At 63.2% G+C, this 22896-nt stretch carries 18 protein-coding genes; 14 read left to right on the top strand and 4 right to left on the bottom strand.

Features of this window, described 5'->3' with window-relative positions; translation table 11 throughout:
- Positions 1-11: 11 nt before the first annotated feature.
- From P9250_RS13585 to P9250_RS13545, 9 genes are all read left to right on the top strand, one after another.
- The gene (locus P9250_RS13585) at positions 12-1232 is read left to right on the top strand and encodes an AAA family ATPase (RefSeq protein WP_250467341.1); all 1221 of its coding nucleotides are present in this window, start codon (positions 12-14) and stop codon (positions 1230-1232) included.
- Entirely contained in the window at positions 1232-2641 is a 1410-nt protein-coding gene (locus tag P9250_RS13580; RefSeq protein WP_244829397.1) for a CpaF family protein, read from the top strand. Before P9250_RS13585 ends, P9250_RS13580 begins: the two co-directional genes overlap by 1 nt.
- Entirely contained in the window at positions 2638-3612 is a 975-nt protein-coding gene (locus P9250_RS13575) for a type II secretion system F family protein (RefSeq protein WP_244829398.1), read from the top strand. Before P9250_RS13580 ends, P9250_RS13575 begins: the two co-directional genes overlap by 4 nt.
- Complete coding sequence (locus tag P9250_RS13570) at positions 3609-4568, top strand: type II secretion system F family protein (RefSeq protein WP_244829399.1); 960 nt, start codon at positions 3609-3611, stop codon at positions 4566-4568. Before P9250_RS13575 ends, P9250_RS13570 begins: the two co-directional genes overlap by 4 nt.
- A complete protein-coding gene (locus P9250_RS13565) occupies positions 4565-5461 on the top strand; it encodes a tetratricopeptide repeat protein (RefSeq protein WP_310393528.1) in 897 nt (298 codons plus the stop codon). Before P9250_RS13570 ends, P9250_RS13565 begins: the two co-directional genes overlap by 4 nt.
- A 5-nt stretch (positions 5462-5466) precedes the next feature.
- Complete coding sequence (locus P9250_RS13560; RefSeq protein ID WP_244829401.1) at positions 5467-5949, top strand: TadE/TadG family type IV pilus assembly protein; 483 nt, start codon at positions 5467-5469, stop codon at positions 5947-5949.
- Positions 5946-6623, top strand: coding sequence for a TadE/TadG family type IV pilus assembly protein (locus P9250_RS13555; RefSeq protein WP_250493554.1), 678 nt, complete (start codon positions 5946-5948; stop codon positions 6621-6623). The genes P9250_RS13560 and P9250_RS13555 overlap by 4 nt, the downstream gene beginning before the upstream one ends.
- On the top strand, positions 6623-8464 hold the full coding sequence (locus P9250_RS13550) for a VWA domain-containing protein (protein WP_310393525.1): 1842 nt from the start codon (positions 6623-6625) through the stop codon (positions 8462-8464). The genes P9250_RS13555 and P9250_RS13550 overlap by 1 nt, the downstream gene beginning before the upstream one ends.
- A 72-nt stretch (positions 8465-8536) precedes the next feature.
- Entirely contained in the window at positions 8537-9040 is a 504-nt protein-coding gene (locus P9250_RS13545) for a DUF6496 domain-containing protein (RefSeq protein WP_250467337.1), read from the top strand.
- On the opposite strand, the gene P9250_RS13540 is transcribed toward P9250_RS13545, so the two are convergent.
- A complete protein-coding gene (locus P9250_RS13540; RefSeq protein WP_310393523.1) occupies positions 9025-9942 on the bottom strand; it encodes a LysR substrate-binding domain-containing protein in 918 nt (305 codons plus the stop codon). The two genes, P9250_RS13545 and P9250_RS13540, sit on opposite strands and share 16 nt — an antisense overlap.
- A 118-nt stretch (positions 9943-10060) precedes the next feature.
- Here P9250_RS13540 and P9250_RS13535 point away from each other — a divergent pair, with 118 nt between their 5' ends.
- Both P9250_RS13535 and P9250_RS13530 read left to right on the top strand, forming a co-directional pair.
- Positions 10061-10825 (top strand): transporter substrate-binding domain-containing protein, encoded by a 765-nt coding sequence (locus P9250_RS13535; protein ID WP_310393521.1) that lies wholly within the window; start codon positions 10061-10063, stop codon positions 10823-10825.
- Between the two features lie 28 nt (positions 10826-10853).
- A complete protein-coding gene (locus P9250_RS13530; RefSeq protein ID WP_310393518.1) occupies positions 10854-11978 on the top strand; it encodes a M14 family metallopeptidase in 1125 nt (374 codons plus the stop codon).
- 6 nt (positions 11979-11984) lie between these two features.
- On the opposite strand, the gene P9250_RS13525 is transcribed toward P9250_RS13530, so the two are convergent.
- The 3 genes from P9250_RS13525 to P9250_RS13515 form a co-directional block, all read right to left on the bottom strand.
- The gene (locus tag P9250_RS13525) at positions 11985-12302 is read right to left on the bottom strand and encodes a methyltransferase domain-containing protein (protein ID WP_310393516.1); all 318 of its coding nucleotides are present in this window, start codon (positions 12300-12302) and stop codon (positions 11985-11987) included.
- Between the two features lie 18 nt (positions 12303-12320).
- Positions 12321-12761 carry a hypothetical protein gene (locus P9250_RS13520; RefSeq protein ID WP_310393514.1) on the bottom strand — a complete coding sequence of 147 codons (441 nt, stop codon included), beginning with the start codon at positions 12759-12761 and terminating at the stop codon, positions 12321-12323.
- Positions 12762-12874: 113 nt separating this feature from the next.
- Entirely contained in the window at positions 12875-14860 is a 1986-nt protein-coding gene (locus tag P9250_RS13515; protein WP_310393512.1) for a glycoside hydrolase family 28 protein, read from the bottom strand.
- 425 nt (positions 14861-15285) lie between these two features.
- Between P9250_RS13515 and uvrA the strand changes: the two genes are divergently transcribed.
- The 3 genes from uvrA to P9250_RS13500 all read left to right on the top strand — a co-directional run bounded on the left by uvrA (position 15286) and on the right by P9250_RS13500 (position 22894).
- The gene (uvrA, locus tag P9250_RS13510) at positions 15286-21108 is read left to right on the top strand and encodes an excinuclease ABC subunit UvrA (RefSeq protein ID WP_310394153.1); all 5823 of its coding nucleotides are present in this window, start codon (positions 15286-15288) and stop codon (positions 21106-21108) included.
- A 61-nt stretch (positions 21109-21169) separates the two neighbouring features.
- Positions 21170-21607: an ACT domain-containing protein gene (locus tag P9250_RS13505; RefSeq protein WP_310393509.1), complete on the top strand. Its 438-nt coding sequence runs from the start codon at positions 21170-21172 to the stop codon at positions 21605-21607.
- A gap of 6 nt (positions 21608-21613) precedes the next feature.
- Entirely contained in the window at positions 21614-22894 is a 1281-nt protein-coding gene (locus P9250_RS13500) for a DUF445 domain-containing protein (protein WP_310393507.1), read from the top strand.
- Positions 22895-22896 lie beyond the last annotated feature (2 nt).

The following is a 22896-nucleotide window of genomic DNA, read 5'->3' as shown; positions in this document are numbered from 1 at the left end:
ACACCGACGCCATGAGCACCACTGAATTCTCGTTGATCAAAGGCAAGTCCGCCGTGCGGGCCGCAGACTTCATCGCCTTCGTCGCCGACCGCCAGACCGAGCAGGTTCTGAAAGCCTTCGTGCTGGAGCAGGCGATGCCGCACGCGCATATCGCGGTGGGCAGTATCGACGATGCCATCTCGCATGTCACCAAGCTCGAGCGTTCGCCGCAGTTTCTGCTGGTTGATTTGCACGACTCGGCGATGCCTCTGTCCGACCTCGGCCGGCTTGCCGAAGTGTGCGAGCCTTCGGTGCAGGTGATCGGCATTGGCGAGCGCAACGACGTCGGCCTGTTCCGCAGCCTGCTCAAGATCGGCGTGCATGACTATCTCGTCAAGCCGCTGACGGTGGAGTTGCTCAAGCGCACCGTCAACACCGCCGACGGCAAGGTGACGCCGGTGACGCTCACGCGCACGGGCAAGACCATTGCGTTCGCGGGCACGCGCGGCGGCGTCGGCGTGACGACGCTCGCGCTCAATCTTGCGCGACATCTGGCAGACACCACGCATCGGCGGGTCGCGTATGTCGATCTGAACCTCACCGGCGGCGCCGCCAACTGCATGCTCGGCACGCAGAGCAACAATGGTCTTTCGGACGTGCTGGAAAATGCGCATCGTCTCGATCCGCAATACGTCGAGCGCACGCTGATGGCGAACGGCAGCCGTCTGTTCATGCTCACCGCGGATATCGACTACGGCGCCGAGCCGCCGTACAAGCCCGGTGCGCTCGCCCGCGTGATCGAACTGCTGTGCGACAGCTTTCACTATGTGATCATCGATATCGGCAATCCGAGCGCGCCGTTGTCGCAGGAAGCGTTAAACCATGCGTCCCGCGCGTATCTCGTGACCGACCGTTCCGTGCATTCGACGCGCGAGTCGATCCGCCTTTTGCGTTACATCGAGAATCGCGACAACAATCCGCCGACCTCGATCCTGCTCAATAACCCGAGTGCGGTGAGCGCGGGCAAGGTGCAGCCGAACGACTTCATGTCGGCGGTGGGCCGCTCCGTTCTGCATGAGATCCAATTCGAAGCCAAGGCGCTCGCCACCGCCGAAAACCTTGGCGAAGCGCCCAAAGATAAGACGCCGAACGGGTTCAATCAGGCTATTACGCGTATTGCGAGCGATCTCACCGGCCAGCAAGCTGCCGCCGGGCGTTCGTTGCTGCGCAAGTTCAGTCTGAGGAGAGGCTGATGTTCGGGCAGAAGCAGGCATCCCGGGCGACGCATTCTGCATTTGCACCGGCTCAAGAAGGAGCATCCGACCAGGCGAGTATTGCCGAGCCGGCCATTCCGGTGGCGGACGCGCCCGCGCGCTTGCACGTGGCGGAGAGCAGCGAATCGCTGGTGCGCTCGGATCTGTTCAAGGTGATTCGCGCAGGCGTGTTCGGCTCGATGAACGCATCGGTGGTGGTCGGCAAGACGCGCGAGCAGATGAAGCCGGGCATCGAGCAGCTCGTGATGGAGATAGCCGAGCGCGAAGGTTTGAACGTCACGATGTCCGAGCAGCAGCAGATCGTGGGCGAACTGCTCAACGACATGTACGGCCTCGGGCCGATCGAGCCGCTGCTCGCCGACGAGAGCATCACCGACGTGCTGGTGAACGGTCCCGATCAGGTTTATGTGGAACGCCACGGCCGTCTCGAACTCACGAACTGCAAGTTCCGCGACAACGCGCACGTGACCAACGTCGCGCAGCGGATTGCGGCGGGCGTGGGGCGGCGCGTCGACGAAAGCAGCCCGATGGTCGATGCGCGTCTCGCGGACGGCAGCCGGGTCAACGTCGTGCTCCCGCCGCTCGCGATTCATGGCGCGTCGATTTCCATTCGGAAGTTTTCGAAGCGCAACATCACGCTGCACCGCATGGCGCAGCAGGGCAACATGTCCCTCGCGATGGCAACCGTGCTCAAACTCGCGAGCACGTGCCGGCTCAACGTCATCGTGTCGGGCGGTACGGGTTCGGGCAAGACGACGCTGCTCAACGCGTTGTCGCACTTCATCGGTCACGGCGAACGCACGGTGACGATCGAGGACGCGGCGGAACTGCAACTGGTGCAGCCGCACGTCGTGAGCCTGGAAACGCGCCCCGAGAATGCCGAAGGTCTCGGCGCCGTGACGCAGCGCGACCTCGTGCGCAATGCGCTGCGGATGCGCCCGGACCGCATCATTCTCGGCGAAACGCGCGGCTCCGAAGCGTTCGACGTATTGCAGGCCATGAACACCGGCCACGACGGCTCGATGACCACCATCCACGCGAACACGCCGCGCGACGGCATCACGCGTCTGGAGAGTATGGTGATGATGGCAAACGGCAATCTGCCGCTCCTGTCCATTCGCCGCCAGATCGCGAGCGCGGTGCACCTGATCGTGCAAATCGAGCGGATGCGTGACGGCATGCGCCGCGTCACGCGCATCACCGAACTGGTGGGCATGGAAGGCGACGTGATCATCACGCAGGACTTGTTCACGTTCCGCTACGACGCAACCGCCTACAGCGAGGAAGTGAAGGGCGCGTACGAATCGGCGGCGGTGCGCCCGGCGTTCTCTCAGCGCGCTCAGTACTACGGTCTCGAAGATGCATTGCTCGAGGCGATGCAGCCATGAACACGATCAACCTCGTCACGATCTGCGCGTTCGTCATTGCAATTCTCGGCGGCATGATGTTTTTCATCGTGCAGGACATGCGAAATAACCAGCCGCATGCGCGCATTCGCACGCGCATGCGCGAATCGTTCGAGATGCACGGTTCGCCCGAAAAGAACGCCAGCAAGAACGAGATCAATCTGTTCAAGGTCAAGAAGCAGGAGAGCGTGTACTCGCGCTTTCTCGGGCCCAAGGTCTCGCGCCTGAAAACGGTGGCGGGGAAGAACGGCATGCGCATCGTGATCGTCGCGGCGATTCTCGGCGAGCTGCTCGCCATCGGCATGGTGGACATCATGCCGCTGCCGAGTTTCGTCCAGCCGCTCCTGATCGTCTTCCTGCCGGTCTTCACGCTGGTCAAGGCGTACAACTTTCTCGTGGAGCGCTTTCGCCGCCGTTTTCTCAACGGCTTCCCGGAACTGATCGATCTGATCGTGCGCGCGGTGCGTGCGGGCGTGCCGGTCACGCACGTCATCACCACGGCAGCCGACGAATGCGCCGAGCCGCTCAGGAGCGAGTTCAGGATCATGAGCGATTCCCTGCAAGTGGGTCTAGACCTCGAGGAAGTGCTGACGGTGGCGGTCAAGCGGATCGAGATCGCGGACTTCTCTTTTTTCTGCGTGTGTTTGCTCCTGCAGCGGGAAACCGGCGGTCAGCTCGGCGAGACGCTCGAAAACCTGGCGAATATCGTGCGCACGCGCCGCGAGATTCGCGTCAAGACCAAAGCGCTCACAGGCGAGGCGCGCATCACCACCAAGATTCTGGCGGCGGTGCCGGCTTGCATTATCGGCAGCCTGTACTTCCTCAACCGCGACTACATGAAGGTGCTCACCAACACCGACAGCGGCAGCAAGCTCCTGACCTTCGCCGTGATCTCGATCGTCATGGGACTCATGGTCATCAACAAGATTTCGAAGCTGGATACCTCGCGATGAACCCGGAACAGATCCAGACGCTCATCAACCTGCTGATGCTGATTGCGCTCTTTGCCGGGCTCGCGGGTTGGTGGCTGACGCGCCATGGCGGCCAGCGCGGCCGCATTGCGGAGCGCACGCGGCTCGCGGCGCATGCCGAGCGTATCGACCTCGCTACCGGCAACGACGACGAACTCAACTTTCGCGCGCGCGTGATGCGCCGTCTCGCGCGCATTGGCGACAAGCTGCCGCTCTTCGACGCCAAGTATCGCCTGAAGTTGCGCAAGGAGCTGATCAGAAGCGGTTATCGCAGCAATCTCGCCGTCTCGGTTCTGCTGGCGTCGAAATTCTGCGTGGGGCTCATCTGTGCGACGCTCACGGTCATGCTGGGCTCGCATATTCCGATGATCGGCGCGTATCCCGCGGTGCGCGGCGCGGCGATGCTGATGGTGTTCATCGTCGGCATGATCGTTCCGGAATATCTGCTGAATTTCGTGGGCGCCCGCCGCCGCAGGGCGATGGCCGCCTCGCTGCCCGACGCGCTCGACTTGCTCGTGATCTGCACCAACGCGGGCAATAGTCTCGGCGTGTCGATCCGTCGCGTGGCCGACGAACTCGCAAGCATCTGCCCGCCGCTTTCCGACGAATTTTCCCTTACCGCCGACGAACTGAAGCTTTCTGGCGACAGCACGCGCGCGTTGAACGGGCTCGCGGAGCGCATCGATCTGCCTTCGATCCGCGCGCTCATTTCCACCCTCACTCAGTCGATGCGCTACGGCACGCCGATCACGCAGGCGCTGCGCACGTTGTCGCGTACCGAGCGTCTGCAGCACATCGTCTCGCTGGAAGAAAAGGCCGCAAAGCTCGCCCCCAAGATGGTCGTGCCGATGATGCTGTTCATTCTCCCGGCCATTGTCGTGATTGCCGCGGGGCCGGCCGTGCTCCAACTACTGGACGTTATCGCCAAAACCAAATGAAGACCGACTTCTATCTTCGCCGCCTTCCCGTGCTTGCCGGCGCGGTGCTCATCGCGCTCGTCGCGAGCGGCTGCACGACCACTGCCACGACCTCGCATCAGGTGTCCGGCATGCGCTCCGTTTCGCAAGACGGCGCTCCCGGTGCGATGAGCGAATTGCGTATCGCCGAATCCGCGCTCGAATCCGGCAACATGGACATGGCGACCACGATCTACGAAAAGATTCTGCGGGCGAACCCGCGTTCGGTCGAAGCCATGACCGGCCTTGGCAACACGCTCTACTCGGTGGGCGACTTTACGCGCGCCGGCGTCTATTACAGCAAGGCGGCAGCCATCGACGGAAACGCCCCCGCGCCGCTCATCGGCATGGCGCGCGTGGCGATTCATCAGCGCCGTTTCGACGACGCCATCGCGACGTATCGGCATGTGCTCGCCGAAAGCCCGGACGATCCGCTTGCCGCCGCCGGTCTCGGCGCCGCGTACGACATGAAGGGCGACCACGCGACGGCGCAAGCCGTGCTGCGCGATGCGCTCAAGCGCAATCCCGGCGATACCTCGCTTTCCGTGAACCTGGGCACGTCGCTCATCATGGCGGGCAAGCCGCGCGATGGCGCGAACGTGCTGCTCGACGTGACGCGCTTTCCCGCCGCGCCGCCGCAAGCCCGCCAGGATCTCGCGCTTGCTTACGGTCTGCTCGGCAACGATGACGCCGCCGCCGAAATCCTGAGCCGCGATTTGCCGAAGGCGTCGGTGCAGGACAACCTGCGCTTCTACGAACTGCAGCGCCAGCGTATCGGCGCTTCGGGCACTTCGGGCGCGTCGGCCACCAGCGGCTCCAACGCAAGCGTGGCGCCCGTCGCTGCGCCGGCGGTAGCCGCCGTGAGCCTCAGGTGAGCGCCGTGCTTCATGCCCGGGCACACCGCAACGTGTCGCGCTTCTTGCGCGATGACGGCGGCAGCTCGCTGATCGAGTTCGCGATACTCGCGCCGCTCTCGTTCATCCTCATTCTGGCGACGATCGAATTCGGTCTCGACATGATGGTGGACGCCACCGTGCAGATCGCCGCGCAGCAAGCGTCGCGCGCCGGGCTCACGACCAGCGCGCCGGCGAGCGGAACGCGCGATCAGCAGGCGCAGAACCTCATCAACAACATGCTCGGCGGCTGGACCAACATCGGCGCGACGATAACGATCAATACGCTGACCTACGGGACTTACAGCAACGTGGGCACGAGCAACTACCAGAGCAGCATGGGCAATTTCGGCGATGTCGTGTCCTACAACATCACCTTGACCATGCCGCCCATCACCGGCATTCCCCGTATCTTCGGCGTCAACCAGTTGACGTTCCAGCGCAATTACATCGTGCAGAACGAAAAATGACCCACGCTCGCTCATCCGCTTCCGGGGCTGCCAGCGCGTCGCGCCGCCGCGGCTTTCTCTCCCGCCTGTGGCGCTCGAAGCGCGGCAGCGTCACGATCGAGTTCGTGATCATCTTTCCGTTGATGGCGCTGATCCTGACCGGCTTCGTCGAAGCGTACATGTATCTGCGCGCGGTGAGCGTGTTGGAACATGCGACCTTCACACTCGCCGATTCGCTCGGTCAGATGCCGCGCGTCATCAACGACAATTCCACCAGCAACGCCAATAACCTCGGTTCGCTGTGGTCGGCGGCCACGCTGCTCGCCGCACCCAATACGATCAACGGGCAGGGCGCGGTCATCATCACCTCGGTGTGCGACACCAATGCCACGACCTGCGTCTTGCCGCCGGGCAAGCCGGGGACGGATCCCGGCAAGGCCGTCGTTCACTGGCGCGCATCGGCGCCGTGGAACTTGTCGGGCCTGACGACCAAGGTGTCGAGCACCGCGCCGTTGCCGTCGACCTGGCCGTTTCGCGCGGGCGACTCGGCGATCATCGTCGAGATCTACTACCAGTTCAACCCGTTTGCCATGACCTCCGCATTCTGGAAGAACTCGGTCGGCACGCAGACGCTTTATCAACGCATCTACGTGCGCTCGCGAACCGGCCAGCCGCTCGACCTGGCGAGCTCCTGATGAAACGCCGACTCTTTCCGATGCGCCGCGGCGCTTCCTCCTGCGCGACGCCCGCGCTGCGCGCGCCGTTCTTCGCCAACTTCGGTGGTCCCGCCGCACCCCGCACGCTCGCTCAACTCGTGCGTGGCGACGAGGGCGCGCTGACCGTGCTGTTCGCCGTGACCGCGAGCATGATGATCGGCACGCTGTGCACGGCGATCGACACCATCGACTATGCGCAGACGCAGGGCCGCATGCAGATGGCGCTCGACGTGGCGACGCTTTCGGCCGGTGCCGACCTCTCGCACTATGCAATGACAACGAGCGCGGACCTCGCTTCATGGCAGGCCGACGCGCGCGCCTATTACAACGCGAACATGCCGACGGGCTACATGTCGCTCACCATGCCCGACCAGAATTTCGCGGCGTCGGTGAGCGGGACGCCAGCCACCGGGCAGGTCATCAAGCTGTCGGCATCGGGTTCGGTGCCGCTCTACGCGCCGACCTTCCTCAACACCAAGTCGACATCGTCGAGTGGATCGGGTTCGGGCTCCGGAAGTTCGGGCAGCACCTTGCCCAGCACGCAAACTATCTCGGCGAGCAATACGGCGTTGCGCGTGCCCAAGAGCACGCTCGAACTCGCGTTGATTCTCGACAACACGGGCTCGATGGCTTCCGCCGCCGCCAAGGGCGGCAAGACGAGCAAGCTGAGCGGCCTGCAGGATGCCGCCAACTCGCTCGTGGCGAATATCCTTGGCGTGCAGGGCAACGACTCGTATATCGGGCTCGTGCCGTTCACGACGATGGTGAACGTCGGCTCGGCACTCAGTTCGAGCGGAACCTGGATGACGCAGACCACGAGCAAGCAGTTCGCCTACAACCCTACCAACATGTCGATGTCGAAGTGGGGTGGATGCGCGGTCGAGCCACGCGACACGGCCGGCAACGTCTATCCGAAGGCTTACGCGCCGAAGGATTCGCCGGGCTTCACGCCCTGGTATTTCAACGTACCGTCTACCGGCTTCACGGTCCAGACTTACGACAACAACTGTAATCTGCAGAAGAACGGCACGACGGTCGTGAAGGGCGTGCCGCTCAGCTACGCGTATTACTACGCATCGCCGGGGCTTTGCCAGTCGAAGACGCCGACCACGGTGCCGACCAACTTCATGGCGCAGTATCCGTATTCGGGTACGGTCACTTATGACCAGAATGGCAGCGACTACGACAGCCGGCCATGCTCCATCCAGCCTGCCGTGTTCCTGACGCAAGACCAGAACGCGCTGACGACGGCCATCAACAACATGGTGGCCAATGGCTCGACTCTGATTCCGACAGGTCTGCTGTGGGGCTGGCGCATGCTTTCATCGGATTGGTCCAAGTCGGTGGCGGGCAGCAACAACGGCTGGATTTCGAACGACGGCACGCTGCCGCGTCCGGAAACGACGCAAGGGTTGCAGCGTGTCGCTATCGTTCTGACCGACGGCGAGAACGATCCCGGCGATCCGTCGGGGACCATGCCGCAGCCGTTCTTCAATCAGCTCGCGCTCGGCAATCAGACGCTCAAGTCGCCGACGGTGTACGACTCCACGGGTAACGCGCTGAACGGTTTGGTGTCCAGCCCGGACGACGTCAATACGTTCCAGCTCGGTATCTGTCAGGCAATGAAGAACAGCGGCATCATCATCTACGCGATCACTTTCGGCACCTACGGGACGGACTCGGCGAGCGTGGCTGCGCAAAACACGATGCAATCCTGCGCGACGAGCGGCAACTACTATCACGCACCCGACAACGCAACGCTCAATCAGATCTTCCAGCAGATCGCGGGCAACCTGGGTGTATTGCGTCTTACTCAGTAAGGGAAAGCGGCAGGCGGGCACGTGCGTTGCTCGCCTCTCCCGGTGCAAGTCAACTTCCCAAGGAGTACCGACATGCCCGAAAAGAAAACCGTCGAAAGCGCCACCAAGGCGAAGCGCGCAGGCAAGTCCGCCAGCACCCAGGCGGGCAATTTCGTGAAAGAACAGATCGATCACATCCGCGAGGGCAAGCATGGCGCGAAGTCCGCGAAGCAGGCCATCGCCATCGGTCTATCCGAAGCCCGCCGCTCCGGCGTAAAGGTTAAGACGCCGAAGAAGGCCACCACGTCCGAGGCCACGCGCAAGAAAGCCGCACAAGACACGAAAGCCGCGCATCGCACGAGAAAGAGTCCGAGCACGGAGTCGAAGGCAAAGCGTTCCGCGACGTCCACGCGCGTGCTGAAGCGCGAAAGCACGAAGGCGGCATCGCACAAGTCGCTGTCGCGGCAGGCGCATGCAAGCGCAAGCCGGCGCTCGGCGGCGGATCGCTCGGCTGCCGCGAAGAAGGGCTGGGCAACGCGGCGCAAGAACGCCAGCGCTGCATCGAAGGGTTCATCTGCGCGTCACTCGGCACGTTGATCCGCCGCGCGCGGGAGCATTCGCGCGAACGATACGGCCATCATCGCGAGTTCTTGCGCCGCGGGCGTGAGCGGCACGCCCGCTCTTCGAAGCAGGCAGACGGGCGTCGGCGCGGCGCGTTCGGCAATCGGGATCACGGCGATGTGTTCCCGAAAGAACGGATGCGCCGCGAGGCTCGCCGGTTCGAGCGCGAGGTAGTCGCTTGCGGCAATGCAATGAAGCGTGTCGAAGACCGCTTCGGTGGTCACCGCGACGTTGGGCGGGGTGAGCCGGGCCGTGTCGAATAGCGCGGACAGCTTGTTGCCCGCGTGACGCGTGCTCACCCACTCGGCATTGCAGAGACTCGAAAGCTTGCGCGCGCATGCAAGCGGATGCCCCTTCCGCGCGATCACCGCGACATTGGAATCAAACAGCCGTGTCGTCTCCATATCATGGATGTCCGCGTCGGGCGCAATGAGTGCGAGGGCAAAATCGAGCCGTCCCTCGCGCACCCATGACGTCAGCACGCGCGACGTCGCGCTCGTCAAATGCACATCGATACGCGGACAGCGCTCTCTGAAGCTCGCGAGCAGCGCGGGAAATAGCCGCATGGTCGCATCGGCTGCCAGACCAAGCGCAACGCTGCCGGTTAATTCGCCGCGCATCTGACGCATCTCTTCTTCGGTCTTCGCACATTCGCCGAGTATTAGATCGGCGCGCACGCGCAGGCGTTCGCCGGCGCTCGTCAGCCGCACGCCACGTACATCGCGTTCGAAAAGCGGCCCGCCCGCTAGCGCTTCCAGCTTGCGTAACTGCTGAGTGATGCCGCTCTGCGCAATTGTCAGACGCCGCGCGGCCGCGCGCAGGCTGCCCGCCTCTGCAACGGCCACGAAGATTCGCAATTGGGTCAGCGTCAATTCCATCGGCGATCTCGAAAAGTGATCATGATAATTAAAATGCCTCTTTTTTAGGGCGCTTTGTCCACTTAGCATGAGCGCTCCAATCCCGAAAATATCCCGCCGACCCATGTTCAAAACGTTCATGCTCAGCAGCGCTCTTGCCGCCACGCTTGCGATGTTTCCGTTCGTTGCAAGCGCGAAGGACGCCGATACCTTGCGCCTGGGCATCGACCCTGGTTATCCGCCGATGGATGTGAAGACGCCCGACGGCCATGTCGCGGGCTTCGACGTCGATCTCGGCGATGAAATCTGCCGCCGCATCGCGATGCGCTGCCAGTGGGTCGAGCTGGAATTCTCCGGGATGATTCCGGCGCTGCAAGCGCGCAAGATCGACGGGATCATGTCGTCGATGGCGATCACCGACAAGCGCATGAAGCAGATTGCATTTTCGACGAAGCTGTTCCAGTTCCGCTCACGTCTGATCGCAAGGAGCGGAGCGTCGCTCGCGCCGAGCGCGCAGGGTCTCGCCGGCAAGCACGTCGGCGTGCAAAGCGGCAGTCAGTTCGAGACCTACGCCATGAAGAACTGGCAGCCGGGCGGCGTGGAAATCGTTGCGTATCAGAGTCAGGAGGGTGTGTTCAACGATCTCGTCGCGGGCCGGCTCGATGCCGCGTTGCTCGGCTCCGTCGAAGCGGAGCACGGCTTCCTGAAGACCGCGCGCGGCGCGGGCTTCGCGTTCGTCGGCGCGCCGCTTTCCATGGGCGACCACGGCGTGGGCATGGGCATGCGCCAGGACGATGCCGCGCTGAAGACGAAGGTCGACAAGGCCGTGACCGACATGCGCGCGGACGGCACGTATCAGAAGATCGCGCACAAGTACTTCGACTTCGACGTCTACGGCGACTGAGCCTCATCTTTCACGGACTTTTTCATCGATGCAAACACGACACACGCCGCTCGTTTCCACGACGCTCGGTACGGCGCGCGAACTCGTCAGCTTTCATTTCGGTGCGGAACGAAGCGGCGAGAAGGTCTACATCCAGGCCTCGCTGCATGCCGACGAAACCCCCGCGATGCTCACGGCGTGGCAGCTGAAGAAGCGTCTGCTGCAACTCGAAGGGGAAGGGCGCTTGCGTGGCGAGATCGTCCTCGTGCCGGTGGCGAATCCTGTCGGCTTGTCGCAGCATGTGCTCGGGCAATTCCTTGGCCGCTTCGAGGCGAATAGCGGCCACAACTTCAACCGCGGTTTTCCGATGCCGCCCGCGCAGGCGTTGATCGAACGTATCGGCATGGCGTGGTCGAGCAGCGACGCCGCATACAACGCGCGCCTCTTGCGTCGCGCCGTGCGGGACATGCTCGGCGAAATGCGCGCGAAGAACGAGTTCGAGTCGCTGCGGCTGACGCTGCTGACGCTCGCATCCGATGCCGACATCGTGCTCGATCTGCATTGTTCGCTCGAAGCCACGATGCATCTCTACACGAGCCCGGCAAGCTGGCCCGCGCTGGAACCGCTTGCGCATTATCTCGGCGCGAACGGCGTGCTGCTCGCAACGGATTCGGGCGGGCAGTCGTTCGACGAAATCCACGCGCTCTTGTGGAACGAAGTGCGTGCATTGCTCGGCGGTGACGTGCCGCTCGGTGCGCCGAACATCGCGGCGACGGTGGAGCATCGCGGGCAGCGCGACGTGAGCTACGAGACGGCGCAACACGATGCGGATGCCATCGTTGACTTTCTGATCGCGCGCGGCGTGATCGAAGGCGAGGCGCGCGCGTTGCCGCCGCTCGTACTCGGCGCGACGCCGCTTGCGGGCAGCGAGCAATTGATTGCGCCGGTGAGCGGCATCGTCGTGTATCGCGCGTCGGTCGGGGCGAGGTTGAAGGCTGGCGACGCGGTGTTCGATATCGTCGATCCACTGACGGATGCCGTGACCACGGTCGCGACGAAAAACGATGGCGTGTTTTATATGCGGCGTGCGATCCGTTTCGCGCAGGCCGGTGCACCGATGGGGCGGGTGACGGGGCAGACGGGGTTCAGGACGGGGGTGTTGATCGGGGCGTGAGGTAGGTTAGTGCAAGAGCGTGTGGTTGACGTGCCTCGCCCAATCCGGAAATTCGCCGCGATAAAGAAGATGCAGGCCTTCGCTGAATGTCGCGGCTTCGAGACCGTTCACTGATGCCAGTAGCGACAGTGCAGACGCCGTATAAAACGACACATGGCCGTTGCGAGGCATGCAATACCACCACTGTCCGATATCATCGCGCAAAGTGCTTTGAGGAACGAACAGCGTACTGATGAGCATTGCGCCGTTGCCGTCGATAAGGCTTGCCAGTGTATCGACGAGTCGACGCGGCTCGACGTGATGCTCGACTTCGAATGCAAGCACGACGCCGTAATCGGTCGATCAGTGACGTATGGTCGGACGCTTCGCCAAAGGGATCGTACGAGCGTATCCGTTTGAACCCGCGAAGCCGAAGTTGCTGTTCGAGAATCCCTGTCCGGCGCCGTAATCGAGAAGCTTTTCCTGCGCGAGGTTGGGAAAAAACTTGGCGATCATCCGTGCGTTGGCATTTGGCCGCGCGAAGGTGTAGTCAAGATCTTGCCGTTCGTAAGCCGCGTTATAGATGTGTTCGCTGAAGTCGTTCGGCGTCCAGTCGTCGAAGGCGGGCGCGTGGATAAATCCGCATTGCTCGCAACGATAGTAGTAGATCGATGTGCCGAAATACGGATCGACTTTGCATCCAGCCAGATGATCCGCGCCACCGCGCGAGAAGTCGGCGAGTCCACACAGGGCGCTCGGTTTCGCGCAGCCTTTGCATGTTGAATAAGGCGCAGCCTTATTCATGCCGTCGAACAGCATCGTCGTACCAGATGAAAGCGGGCGCGCATTTCAACATGCCGCGAATGGGCACATAACGGCAAGCGGCTGCGGACTCGAAGCCCGCAGCCCAAAGCTTCTTACCGCGCGTCACTCACCGTCTGATTCAACGTCTGCCCCGCGATCACCGTGTTCTTCAACACGATGTCATGCACGTTGTACGCATAGATCGGCCCGGGCGTTGCCGCCGTCGCCGGTCCGGCCGCAACGGGCGTGCCGAAATCGCAATCGGTGATGGTCACCCCGGTGATGGCCGGAAGGGCCGGCACCGGCGCGGGGCCGTTGTAATCGAACGCGACCGGTCCTTGCGCGACGATCGCCTGAAAACACGATCCCGTCGCGCCGTTCGCCGTGACGTTGCTCGCCTTCACGTTGGAAATGTTCACGTTCTGCACGAGGGCGGGACGCGTGCGGATGGCGTCTTTCGACGGCTGATAATCGCAATCGAAGGTGATGATGCCGCCCTGCGCCGCCGATGGATTCGCCGCGCTGGCCGTCGCCACGCCGAGCGGCACGGTCGCGTTGATCGGACTGCCCGCGAGCAGGCTGCTGCCGTAACCGGACGGCGTGAGGCTGACGCCGTTGGGCAAGGTCACGTTATCGACGTAGAAGTCTTTCACGAAGCCGCCGCGATTCATGTTCGTCTTCACGCGAATCGCAATGTTCAGCGAGTTGGTCGCCCAGAACTTGTTGAGCATCTGCAGATTGCGCGCGTAGATTTTCTGCACGCCGCCGCCCATTTCGCTGCCTAGCGTGATGCCGCCGTGGCCGCTGTTCATCGTGCAGTTTTGAATGACGTGGTTTTGCGCCGGGCCGTATTGCGTGTCGAGATCCTTGCCCGACTTGATGGCGATGCAGTCGTCGCCCGTGTTGAACACGACGCTTTCGCACAGGACCATGTCGCAGGCGTCGGGGTCGAAGCCATCGTTGTTCGGACCGATGCTGTCCACCGTCACGCTGCGCATTACCACGTTCTTGCAGTCGGTCGGATGATGCTGCCAGAACGGCGTATTGATGGTGCGGTAGCTCTCCATCAACACGTTCGTGCAACCGATGAATTCCACCATGCAAGGCCGCAGATAATGCCCGAGACCGAAGATGCGCTTCTCGATGGCGACACCCGCCTCGGACAGCGCGGGCAGATAGTTCTGGTCCTGCTGCCACGGCGTGGCGGGGTTGGTGAGTTCGGCATAGAGCGTATCGGAGATGCCGGGCGCGGCGGTTTTGAGATCGACGTTCTTCGAGTTGCTCGACGCTTGTGACGGCGTCGACGAACTGACGCAGCCATACACGCCGTTATTGCCCTTCCACGTCCACCAGCTCGTCGCGGTGTTGCCGCTGCCGGCAAAGGGCGTCATTGCCTGGCCATTGAGCACGGACGTGTCGCCTTCGCCAGTGAGCGCGACGTTGGTCTGATTGCGCGCATAGACGGGCGGGCCGTAGTTGAGGCAATCGTTTGCCTGCCAGCGGCTGTAAAACAACTTGCCGTTCGGGCCGCAGTCGATCGGGCCGTCTTTCGCGTAGTCGGCCGGATTCGGGCTGAAGAAGATTTCGCAGTTCGCGCTCAGGTGAAAGTCGACGTTCGATTGCAGCACGATCGGCCCCGCGCAATACCAGTTGCCCGCCGGCACGACGACGCGTCCGCCGCCCGCCGCGCTGCACGCCGCGATTGCCGCGAAGAAGGCGGGACGCGAATCGAACGAGCCGGGCGCTTGCGTCTGATCGGCGCCGCTGCTCAGGGGCGACTTCGTGGCATCCGTATAAGGATTCACCGCCGCCACGACAGCGCATGGCTTCGCGCCGTAATCGGTGACGAGGAACTGGCGGCTCGGCACCATCGACGTCGATACACCCTTGAGCGCATTGACGATTTGCGTGGCGGAGCCGGACGGGCCCCAGATCGCGTCTTGCACGGTGGCGGGCGCTGAATCGTCATGACCGCCGCAGGCGCCAAGGAGGCTCATTGCGCTGATTCCGCCGAAAAGTGGGGCGCTTGCCGAGACGCCCGCGAGTTTGACGAAAGAACGTCGTGATAGCGAACCTGCTGACGGTTTTGGGGATTTCATTTGTTGTCTCCTGGATCCGGTCGGGGCCGGTTTTGTAGATTCGGTGAAGTCTTCGTACAACGGTTAACCGGATGCTTGAGTTGCAGCAAATGGATCGCGACGAAGCTTCGGGAAATCGTTTTCCTGACTTACGATATCGAAGTTGTCAGGCATTGGTCAAGTAAAGTCAGGCAGCGTCGGGTTGGGACTTTCCCGCATAGGTCGCAGGCCGAACGCAACCGAACAGCGGCCGCTCTCTTCGCCGATCGCCGGGCGAGAACTTTGCGACACTACCCAACACCCCGGCTGACACTTCCGCGACGTTTGGCAGCAAATACTGTATGCGTGTACAGTACTGTTCGCTGCAAGAGGCGCGTTTCGAGCAATCGACGCGCCGCTGCAAGCGGCTCGTGACAGCCGTCCAACTCATTGAACCGGTTGAAAAATTGGCATCGAACAACGCAATCCGCATCCGCGGCGCTCGGCAACACAATCTCAAGAATCTCGATCTCGACCTGCACACCGGCCAGATGACGGTTGTCACCGGCCCTTCCGGTTCGGGTAAATCTAGTCTCGTGTTCGACACGCTTTATGCCGAAGGCCAGCGGCGCTATGTCGAAACCTTCAGCGCCTACGCCCGGCAGTTTCTCGATCGCATGGACCGGCCGCAGGTGGATCGCGTGGATGGAGTGCCGCCCGCCATCGCCATCGACCAGACGAACCCGGTGCGCAGCTCGCGCTCGACCGTCGGCACGATGACCGAACTGAACGATCACCTGAAGCTGTTCTACGCCCGCGCCGCCGAACTGTTCGACAAGAAGTCCGCGCTGCGCGTGCGTCATGACACGCCGGAAACCATTTACGCCGAACTGCTCGAGCGCACGCGCACGGACGACCCGCGTCTCGCGATCACGTTCCCGGTCGAATTGCCGGACAGCGCAAGCGATGACGAAGTTGCTCAATGGCTTTCCGCGAGCGGCTATACGCGCGTTCAGGCGAAACGTCACATCGAAACCGAAAGCGGCAAGCGCCAGTTGCTCGACGTCGTCGCGGACCGTTTTCGCCTGCACAACACCGAACGCTCGCGCGCGCTCGAAGCGATCGAAAGCGCGCTCTTGCGCGGCACCGGTCGCGTGAATGTCTACATGCTGAAGGACGAAGGCGAGCCGGAAATCTGGCGCTTCTCGACCGGTCTGCATAGCCCCGAAAGCGATCTGCGTTACGCGGACCCGCAGCCCGCGCTGTTCTCGTTCAATTCGGCCTACGGCGCGTGCGAAGCGTGCCGTGGTTTCGGCCGCGTGATCGGCGTGGATTTCGGCCTCGTCATTCCCGATGAAAAGAAGACGCTGCGCGAGGGCGCGATCAAGACGCTGCAAACGCCCGCGTGGAAAGAAAATCAGGACGATCTCGTGCGCTACGGCGCGAAGGCGGGCATTCGTCTCGGCGTGCCATGGAACGAACTCACGCAGAAGGAACGCGACTGGGTCATCCACGGATCGCCCGACTGGACCGGCAAGTGGCAGAACCAGTGGTACGGCGTGCAGCGCTTCTTCGACTATCTAGAGTCGAAGGCGTACAAGATGCATATCCGCGTGCTGCTCTCGAAGTACCGCAGCTATACGACGTGCCCGACATGCGACGGCGCGCGTCTGAAGACCGAATCCATGCTGTGGCGTCTCGGCACGAAGGAGCAGGCCGATGCCGTGCTCGCGCCGGCCAGTCGCTTAATGCCGAAGGGCGTCGACTGGACACGCGAGCAACTCGAAGCGCTGCCCGGTCTCACCGTGCACGATCTCATGCTGATGCCGATAGAGCGCATCCGCCGCTTCTTCGATTCGCTCACGCTGCCCTCGACCTTGCTCGATGAAGCACTCAAGCTCTTGCACGCCGAGGTGCGCACGCGTCTGAAGTATCTCTGCGATGTCGGGCTCGGCTATCTCACGCTGGACCGGCAGAGCCGCACGCTGTCGGGCGGCGAAGTGCAGCGTATCAATCTGACGACCGCGCTCGGCACTTCGCTCGTCAATACGCTTTTCGTGCTGGATGAACCGAGCATCGGGCTGCATCCGCGCGATTTGAACCGCATCGTCGAGGCCATGCATCGTCTGCGCGATGCGGGCAATACGCTCGTCGTCGTGGAGCACGATCCGTCGGTGATGCTTGCGGCGGATCGTCTCATCGACATGGGTCCGGGGCCGGGTGAACGCGGCGGGCAGATCGTCTATGACGGCACGCCGGGCGATATCGAGTCGAGCGACACGCTCACCGGCGCCTATCTCGGCGGCCGCAAGCAAGTGGCGCACGCGTCGAACTGGAATCGTCGCGCGACCGACGCGAAGACGCCGCGTCTCGTGCTCGAAGGCGCGAGCGATCACAACCTGCAAGACGTCACGGTCGAGATTCCGTTGCAACGTCTCGTCTGCGTGACAGGCGTATCGGGTTCGGGCAAATCGACCTTGATTCAGGACGTGCTCGCGCCCGCGCTCATGCGTCACTTCGGCAAGGCGACCGAGACGCCGGGCGCGTTTCGCGCGTTGAAGGGCGCGGAGCAACTGAGCGATGTGGTCTTCGTCGATCAATCGCCTATCGGCCGCACGGCGCGCTCGAATCCGGCGAGTTACGTCGGCGCGTTCGACGAGTTGCGCAAGCTCTTTGCGAAAGCGCCGCTTGCCGCACAGCGCGGCTATAGCGCAAGCATGTTCAGTTTCAATTCCGGCGATGGCCGCTGCCCGACTTGCGGCGGCTCGGGCTTCGAACATGTCGAAATGCAGTTTCTGAGCGACGTCTATCTGCGGTGTCCCGATTGCGACGGCAGGCGTTATCGCGCGGAAATCCTCGACGTGAAGATCGAGCGCGGCGGCCGGCATCTGAGCGTGGCGGACGTGCTCGAACTCACGGTGAGCGAAGCCGTCGAGCTGTTTGCGAATGATGCGGAAGTATTGCGCGTGTTGCAGCCTATCGTCGATGTCGGCCTCGAATACGTGAAGCTCGGTCAGCCGGTGCCCACGCTTTCGGGCGGCGAAGCGCAGCGCCTGAAGCTCGCGGGTTTTCTGGCGGAAACCGCGTCGCCCGCGAGCAAGAGCGAAGCGAAGCACGGCCGCCTCTTCATGTTCGACGAGCCCACCACGGGACTGCATTTCGACGACATCGCCAAGCTCATGCGTGCGCTCGGCCGTTTGCTCGAACGCGGGCATTCCTTGATCGTCATCGAACACAATCTCGACGTGATTCGCGCGGCCGACTGGATCATCGATCTCGGTCCGGAAGGTGGCGACGGCGGCGGTCAGGTGGTATGTGTCGGCACGCCGGATGAAGTGGCCGCGTGCGAGCATTCGCACACGGGCCGCGCGCTCGTCGATTATGAAGAAGCGATGGCGCCCGGCGCCGCCGACAAGCGCGCGGGCGTGCCGCTGCAACTAGCCGCGGAAGTGGCGAGCGCGCGCCGTGCTCTGCAGGGCGAGGACGTGGTGCGTATCGTGAATGCGCGCGAACACAACCTGAAGTCGCTCGATGTCGATATCCCGCACAACAAATTTAACGTGGTCACGGGCGTGTCGGGCTCGGGCAAATCGACGCTCGCCTTCGACATTCTTTTCCACGAAGGTCAGCGCCGTTACCTCGAATCGCTCAATGCGTATGCGCGTTCCATCGTGCAGCCCGCTGGCCGGCCGGAAGTCGATGCGGTCTATGGCATTCCGCCGACCGTGGCAATCGAACAGCGTCTCTCGCGCGGCGGCCGCAAGAGCACGGTCGCGACCACGTCGGAAGTCTGGCACTTCCTTCGGCTGCTCTATGTGAAGCTCGGCATACAGCACTGCGTCAACGACGGCACGCCGGTGCAGGCGCAAAGTTCGGAGTCGATAGCCGCGCAGATTTTGGGTGACTACAAGGGTCAGCACGTCGGCCTGCTCGCGCCGCTCGTCGTGAATCGCAAGGGCGTCTACACCGATCTCGCGAAATGGGCAAAGGCGCGCGGCAACTCGCATCTGCGTGTGGATGGCGAATTCCTCTCCGTCGATCCGTGGCCGAAGCTCGATCGTTTCCGCGAACATACGATCGAACTGCCCGTGGCGGACCTCGTGGTATCGGCGGATAACGAAGCGGAACTGCGCCGCCTGCTGGACGATGCGCTCGAACTCGGCAAGGGCGTGATGCATTTGTGCGCGCCGCTCGACGATCTGCACGGCGCGTTGTCCAATGGCAAGAAGCGCGGCAAGGAAGAGACCATCGTGTTCTCGACCAAGCGCGCATGTCCCACTTGCGGCACGAGTTACCCCGAACTCGATCCGCGCATGTTCTCCTACAACAGCAAGCACGGTTGGTGCAACACATGCGTGGGCACGGGCGTGAAACTCACGCGCGAACAGCGCGCCGCATTCGACGATACAGTCTTCGCGCAGGACGATCGCGGCCGCGAACAGAGCATCGGTTCGGTGGATCAGGAACCGGACGATATCGTCGATCAACCGTGTCCCGAGTGCGAAGGCACGCGTCTGAACGACGTGGCGCGCGCCGTCACGTTCGGCAACTATCCGATCACGGAGGTTGGTCGCTGGACCGTGACGGACACGCGCGAATGGATCGCGGCGCTCAAGCTGCAAGGCCGCGATGCGGACATCGCGCGCGATGTCATCAGCGAGATCGAAGGGCGTCTGCAATTTCTCGAGGAAGTGGGCCTCGGTTATCTGAGTTTGGATCGCGCCGCGCCCACGCTGTCGGGCGGCGAAGCGCAGCGCATCCGGCTCGCGGCGCAGCTTGGCAGCAACCTGCAAGGCGTGTGTTACGTGCTCGATGAACCGACCATCGGACTGCATCCGCGTGACAATCTGATCCTGCTGTCCGCGCTCAAGAAGCTCAACGACAAGGGCAATACGCTCGTCGTCGTCGAGCACGACGAGGACACCATTCGCCGCGCGGATCACATCATCGATATCGGGCCGGGCGCGGGCAAGCGCGGCGGCACGGTGGTCGCGCAGGGCACGGTGTCGGACCTCGCCGCGCACAAGGACTCGCTCACGGGTCAGATGCTCGCGAACCCGATCGTGCATCCGTTGCAGCCGCGTCGCGAAGTGCGCGCGGCCGCGGGCAAGCGGCCCGCCGTGCCCGAGCAATGGCTCACGGTCGAAAAGGCGACGCTGCACAATCTGCGCAACGTGACGGCGAGCGTGCCGCTCAATCGTCTGGTCGCCATCACGGGCGTTTCCGGTTCGGGCAAGTCCACGCTCGCACGCGACGTGCTGATGACCAACCTGCTCGATGCCGTCGGCCGCTCGGTGCTTTCGTCGCCCGCCGTGCGGCGCGCGCGCCGCGCCGTGCAGACCGATGCGCCCGCGAAGTCGCGCGCTTCCGTGCTCGCACGCGAAGCGCCGCGCCCCAAGTTCGATGTCGTGCACGCGTGGCAAGGCTGCGCGGGCGTGACCGGCTTCGAGTCGATCGATCGCGTGCTGGAAGTGGACCAGACGCCCATCGGCAAGACGCCGCGTTCGTGTCCGGCTACGTATATCGGCATGTGGGACACCATCCGCAAGCTTTTCGCCGATACGCTCGAAGCCCGCGCGCGCGGCTACACGCCATCGCGTTTCTCGTTCAACACCGGCGACGGACGCTGCCCGGCGTGCGAAGGCCAGGGCGTGCGCACTATCGCCATGAGCTTCTTGCCGGACGTAAAGGTGCCGTGCGATGTTTGCCACGGCCAGCGCTTCAATCCGGAGACGCTTGCGGTGACTTGGCGCGGCAAGAATATCGGCGAAGTGCTGACCATGGAGATCGACGAAGCCGTGGAGTTCTTCGCGTCGATGAACAGCATCGCGCATCCGTTGCAGTTGATGAAGGACGTGGGCCTCGGTTATCTCACGCTCGGCCAGCCGTCGCCGACGCTCTCGGGCGGCGAGGCGCAGCGCATCAAACTCGTCACCGAGTTGTCGAAGGTGCGCGACGACATCACGCGGCGTGGCCAGAAGCCGCCGCACACGCTCTACGTGCTCGACGAACCGACGGTCGGTCTGCATATGGCCGATGTCGCCAAGCTGATTCGCGTGCTGCATCGGCTGGTGGATGGCGGGCATAGCGTGATCGTCATCGAGCACGATCTCGATGTGATCGCCGAAGCGGACTGGGTGCTCGATCTCGGACCCGAAGGCGGCGTGAACGGCGGCACGATCGTCGCGGCGGCGGACCCGGAAACGCTGGCGAGCCATCCGCGCAGTCACACCGGAACGGCGCTGCGTCCCGTGCTCGGTCGAACGCGCGCGACGGAAGACGCGGCCTGAAAATCGCGATCTGGCGCGGGCTTGCAGTCAAGCCCGCGCCGTCGCATTGGGTGGAGCAATCATGTCTCAAGCCATTTCGGATCTGAACACGCTGCTCGCTTCGATGCGTCCCGAGCTTCAGCCCGGCGTCTATGTGTTCGCGTCCCTGCCGCACGATGCGGTGGTGAGCGGCGCGGGCATCGTCGCCACGTTCCGTGAACGCGAAGGCATGACCGTCGTGATGGAGGAAGCGGCGGCGCAAGCGGCGAACATCGCGCCGTTGTTTCGCGCCGCGTGGATCACGCTCACGGTGCATTCGGACCTCGCCGCAGTCGGGCTGACGGCTGCGTTCGCGCGGGCGCTCGGCGACGCGGGCATCAGTTGCAATGTGCTTGCGGCGGCTTATCACGATCACATCTTCGTGCCGGTGGAGCATGCCGGGCGCGCAATCAACACCCTCTTAGCCTTGCAGCGAAGTGCTGATAAGCTTGCGCCCTCGTCAAACCCGCCAACTCGATAGCACAGCATGGATACGCAGGATAAAACCGTCGCGCTCAAGCGCATGAAGTGGTTCGCAGCCGCGCTGCTCGTCGCGGCGGGCGCGCTTTTCGCGCTCGCCAAAAGTCAGCACGATGCCGGCGCGTGGGCGTGGGTCTCGTCGTTCGCGGAAGCCGCGATGGTCGGCGCGCTCGCGGACTGGTTCGCGGTCGTCGCGCTGTTCCGGCATCCGCTCGGCGTACCGATTCCGCATACCGCCATCCTTCCCGCGAACAAGGCGCGGGTGGCGGACAACCTCGCCGCATTCGTGCGCGACCGCTTTCTCGGCACCGATGCGCTCGTCGCGCGCGTCAACGCCTTCGACCCGGCAAGCCGCCTGTCGCTCTGGCTCGCCGAGCCCAAGAACGCCGCGTTGCTCGGCAACAAGGCAGTGACGGCGGTCGGTCAGTTGCTGTCCCTGATCGACGACGAGCGTGTCAAGTCGATGCTTCACGAAGCCATCCGCCGCCGCGCCGAGCAATTCGATCTCGCGGGCGCGGCGGGCGAAGTACTGTCGACGCTGACGGAGGATCGCCGTCATCAGTTGCTGCTCGACGAAGGCCTGAAGCAGATGGCCGCGTGGCTCGACAAGCCCGAAGTGCAGGAGATGCTGGCGGCGCGCATCGTCGGCGTGGCGGGCGAGGAGTATCCGAAGCTCATCGGCATGCTGGGTTTCGTCGGACTGAACGCGGAGGAACTCGGCGCGAAGTTCGCGGCAGGTCTCGTGCGCGGCGCGAATCAATGGCTGCACGATGTCAGCGAGGACCCGGAACACGAGCGTCGCAAGGCTTTCGACGAAGCCGTCGCGCGCTTCATCGAGCGTCTGAGGCGCGATCCGGCGTTCAAGTCGCGTATCGACGACCACAAACGCGAGTGGCTCGCGCGGCCAGAGTTGCGCGGCTACGTGAGCGGCCTTTGGGACGAGTTCATCGGCTGGCTCGACGCCGATCTCAAGCGCCCGGACTCGACGCTGCACGCGCGCGTCGTGGCGGTGGCCGGCAGCTTTGCGCAGGCGCTGGGCGGCGATCCGGCCTTGCGCGATTCGATCAACGAACACATGCGCGACGCGCTGAAAGCGCTTGCGCCGGAGTTGCGCGAGGGGATCGCGAAACACATTGCCGCGACCGTCAAGCAATGGGACGACGCCACGCTCGTGCGCGATGTCGAGCTGAATATCGGCCGCGATCTGCAGTTCATTCGCGTGAACGGCACGCTCGTGGGCGGCGCGGTCGGGCTGCTGATTCATGTGGTAACGGTTCTTACGGCATGACG

Origin of the sequence: Caballeronia sp. LP006, assembly GCF_031450995.1 — a bacterium.
Classification (GTDB): domain Bacteria; phylum Pseudomonadota; class Gammaproteobacteria; order Burkholderiales; family Burkholderiaceae; genus Caballeronia.
This window is presented reverse-complemented; position numbering and strand designations above follow the sequence as displayed.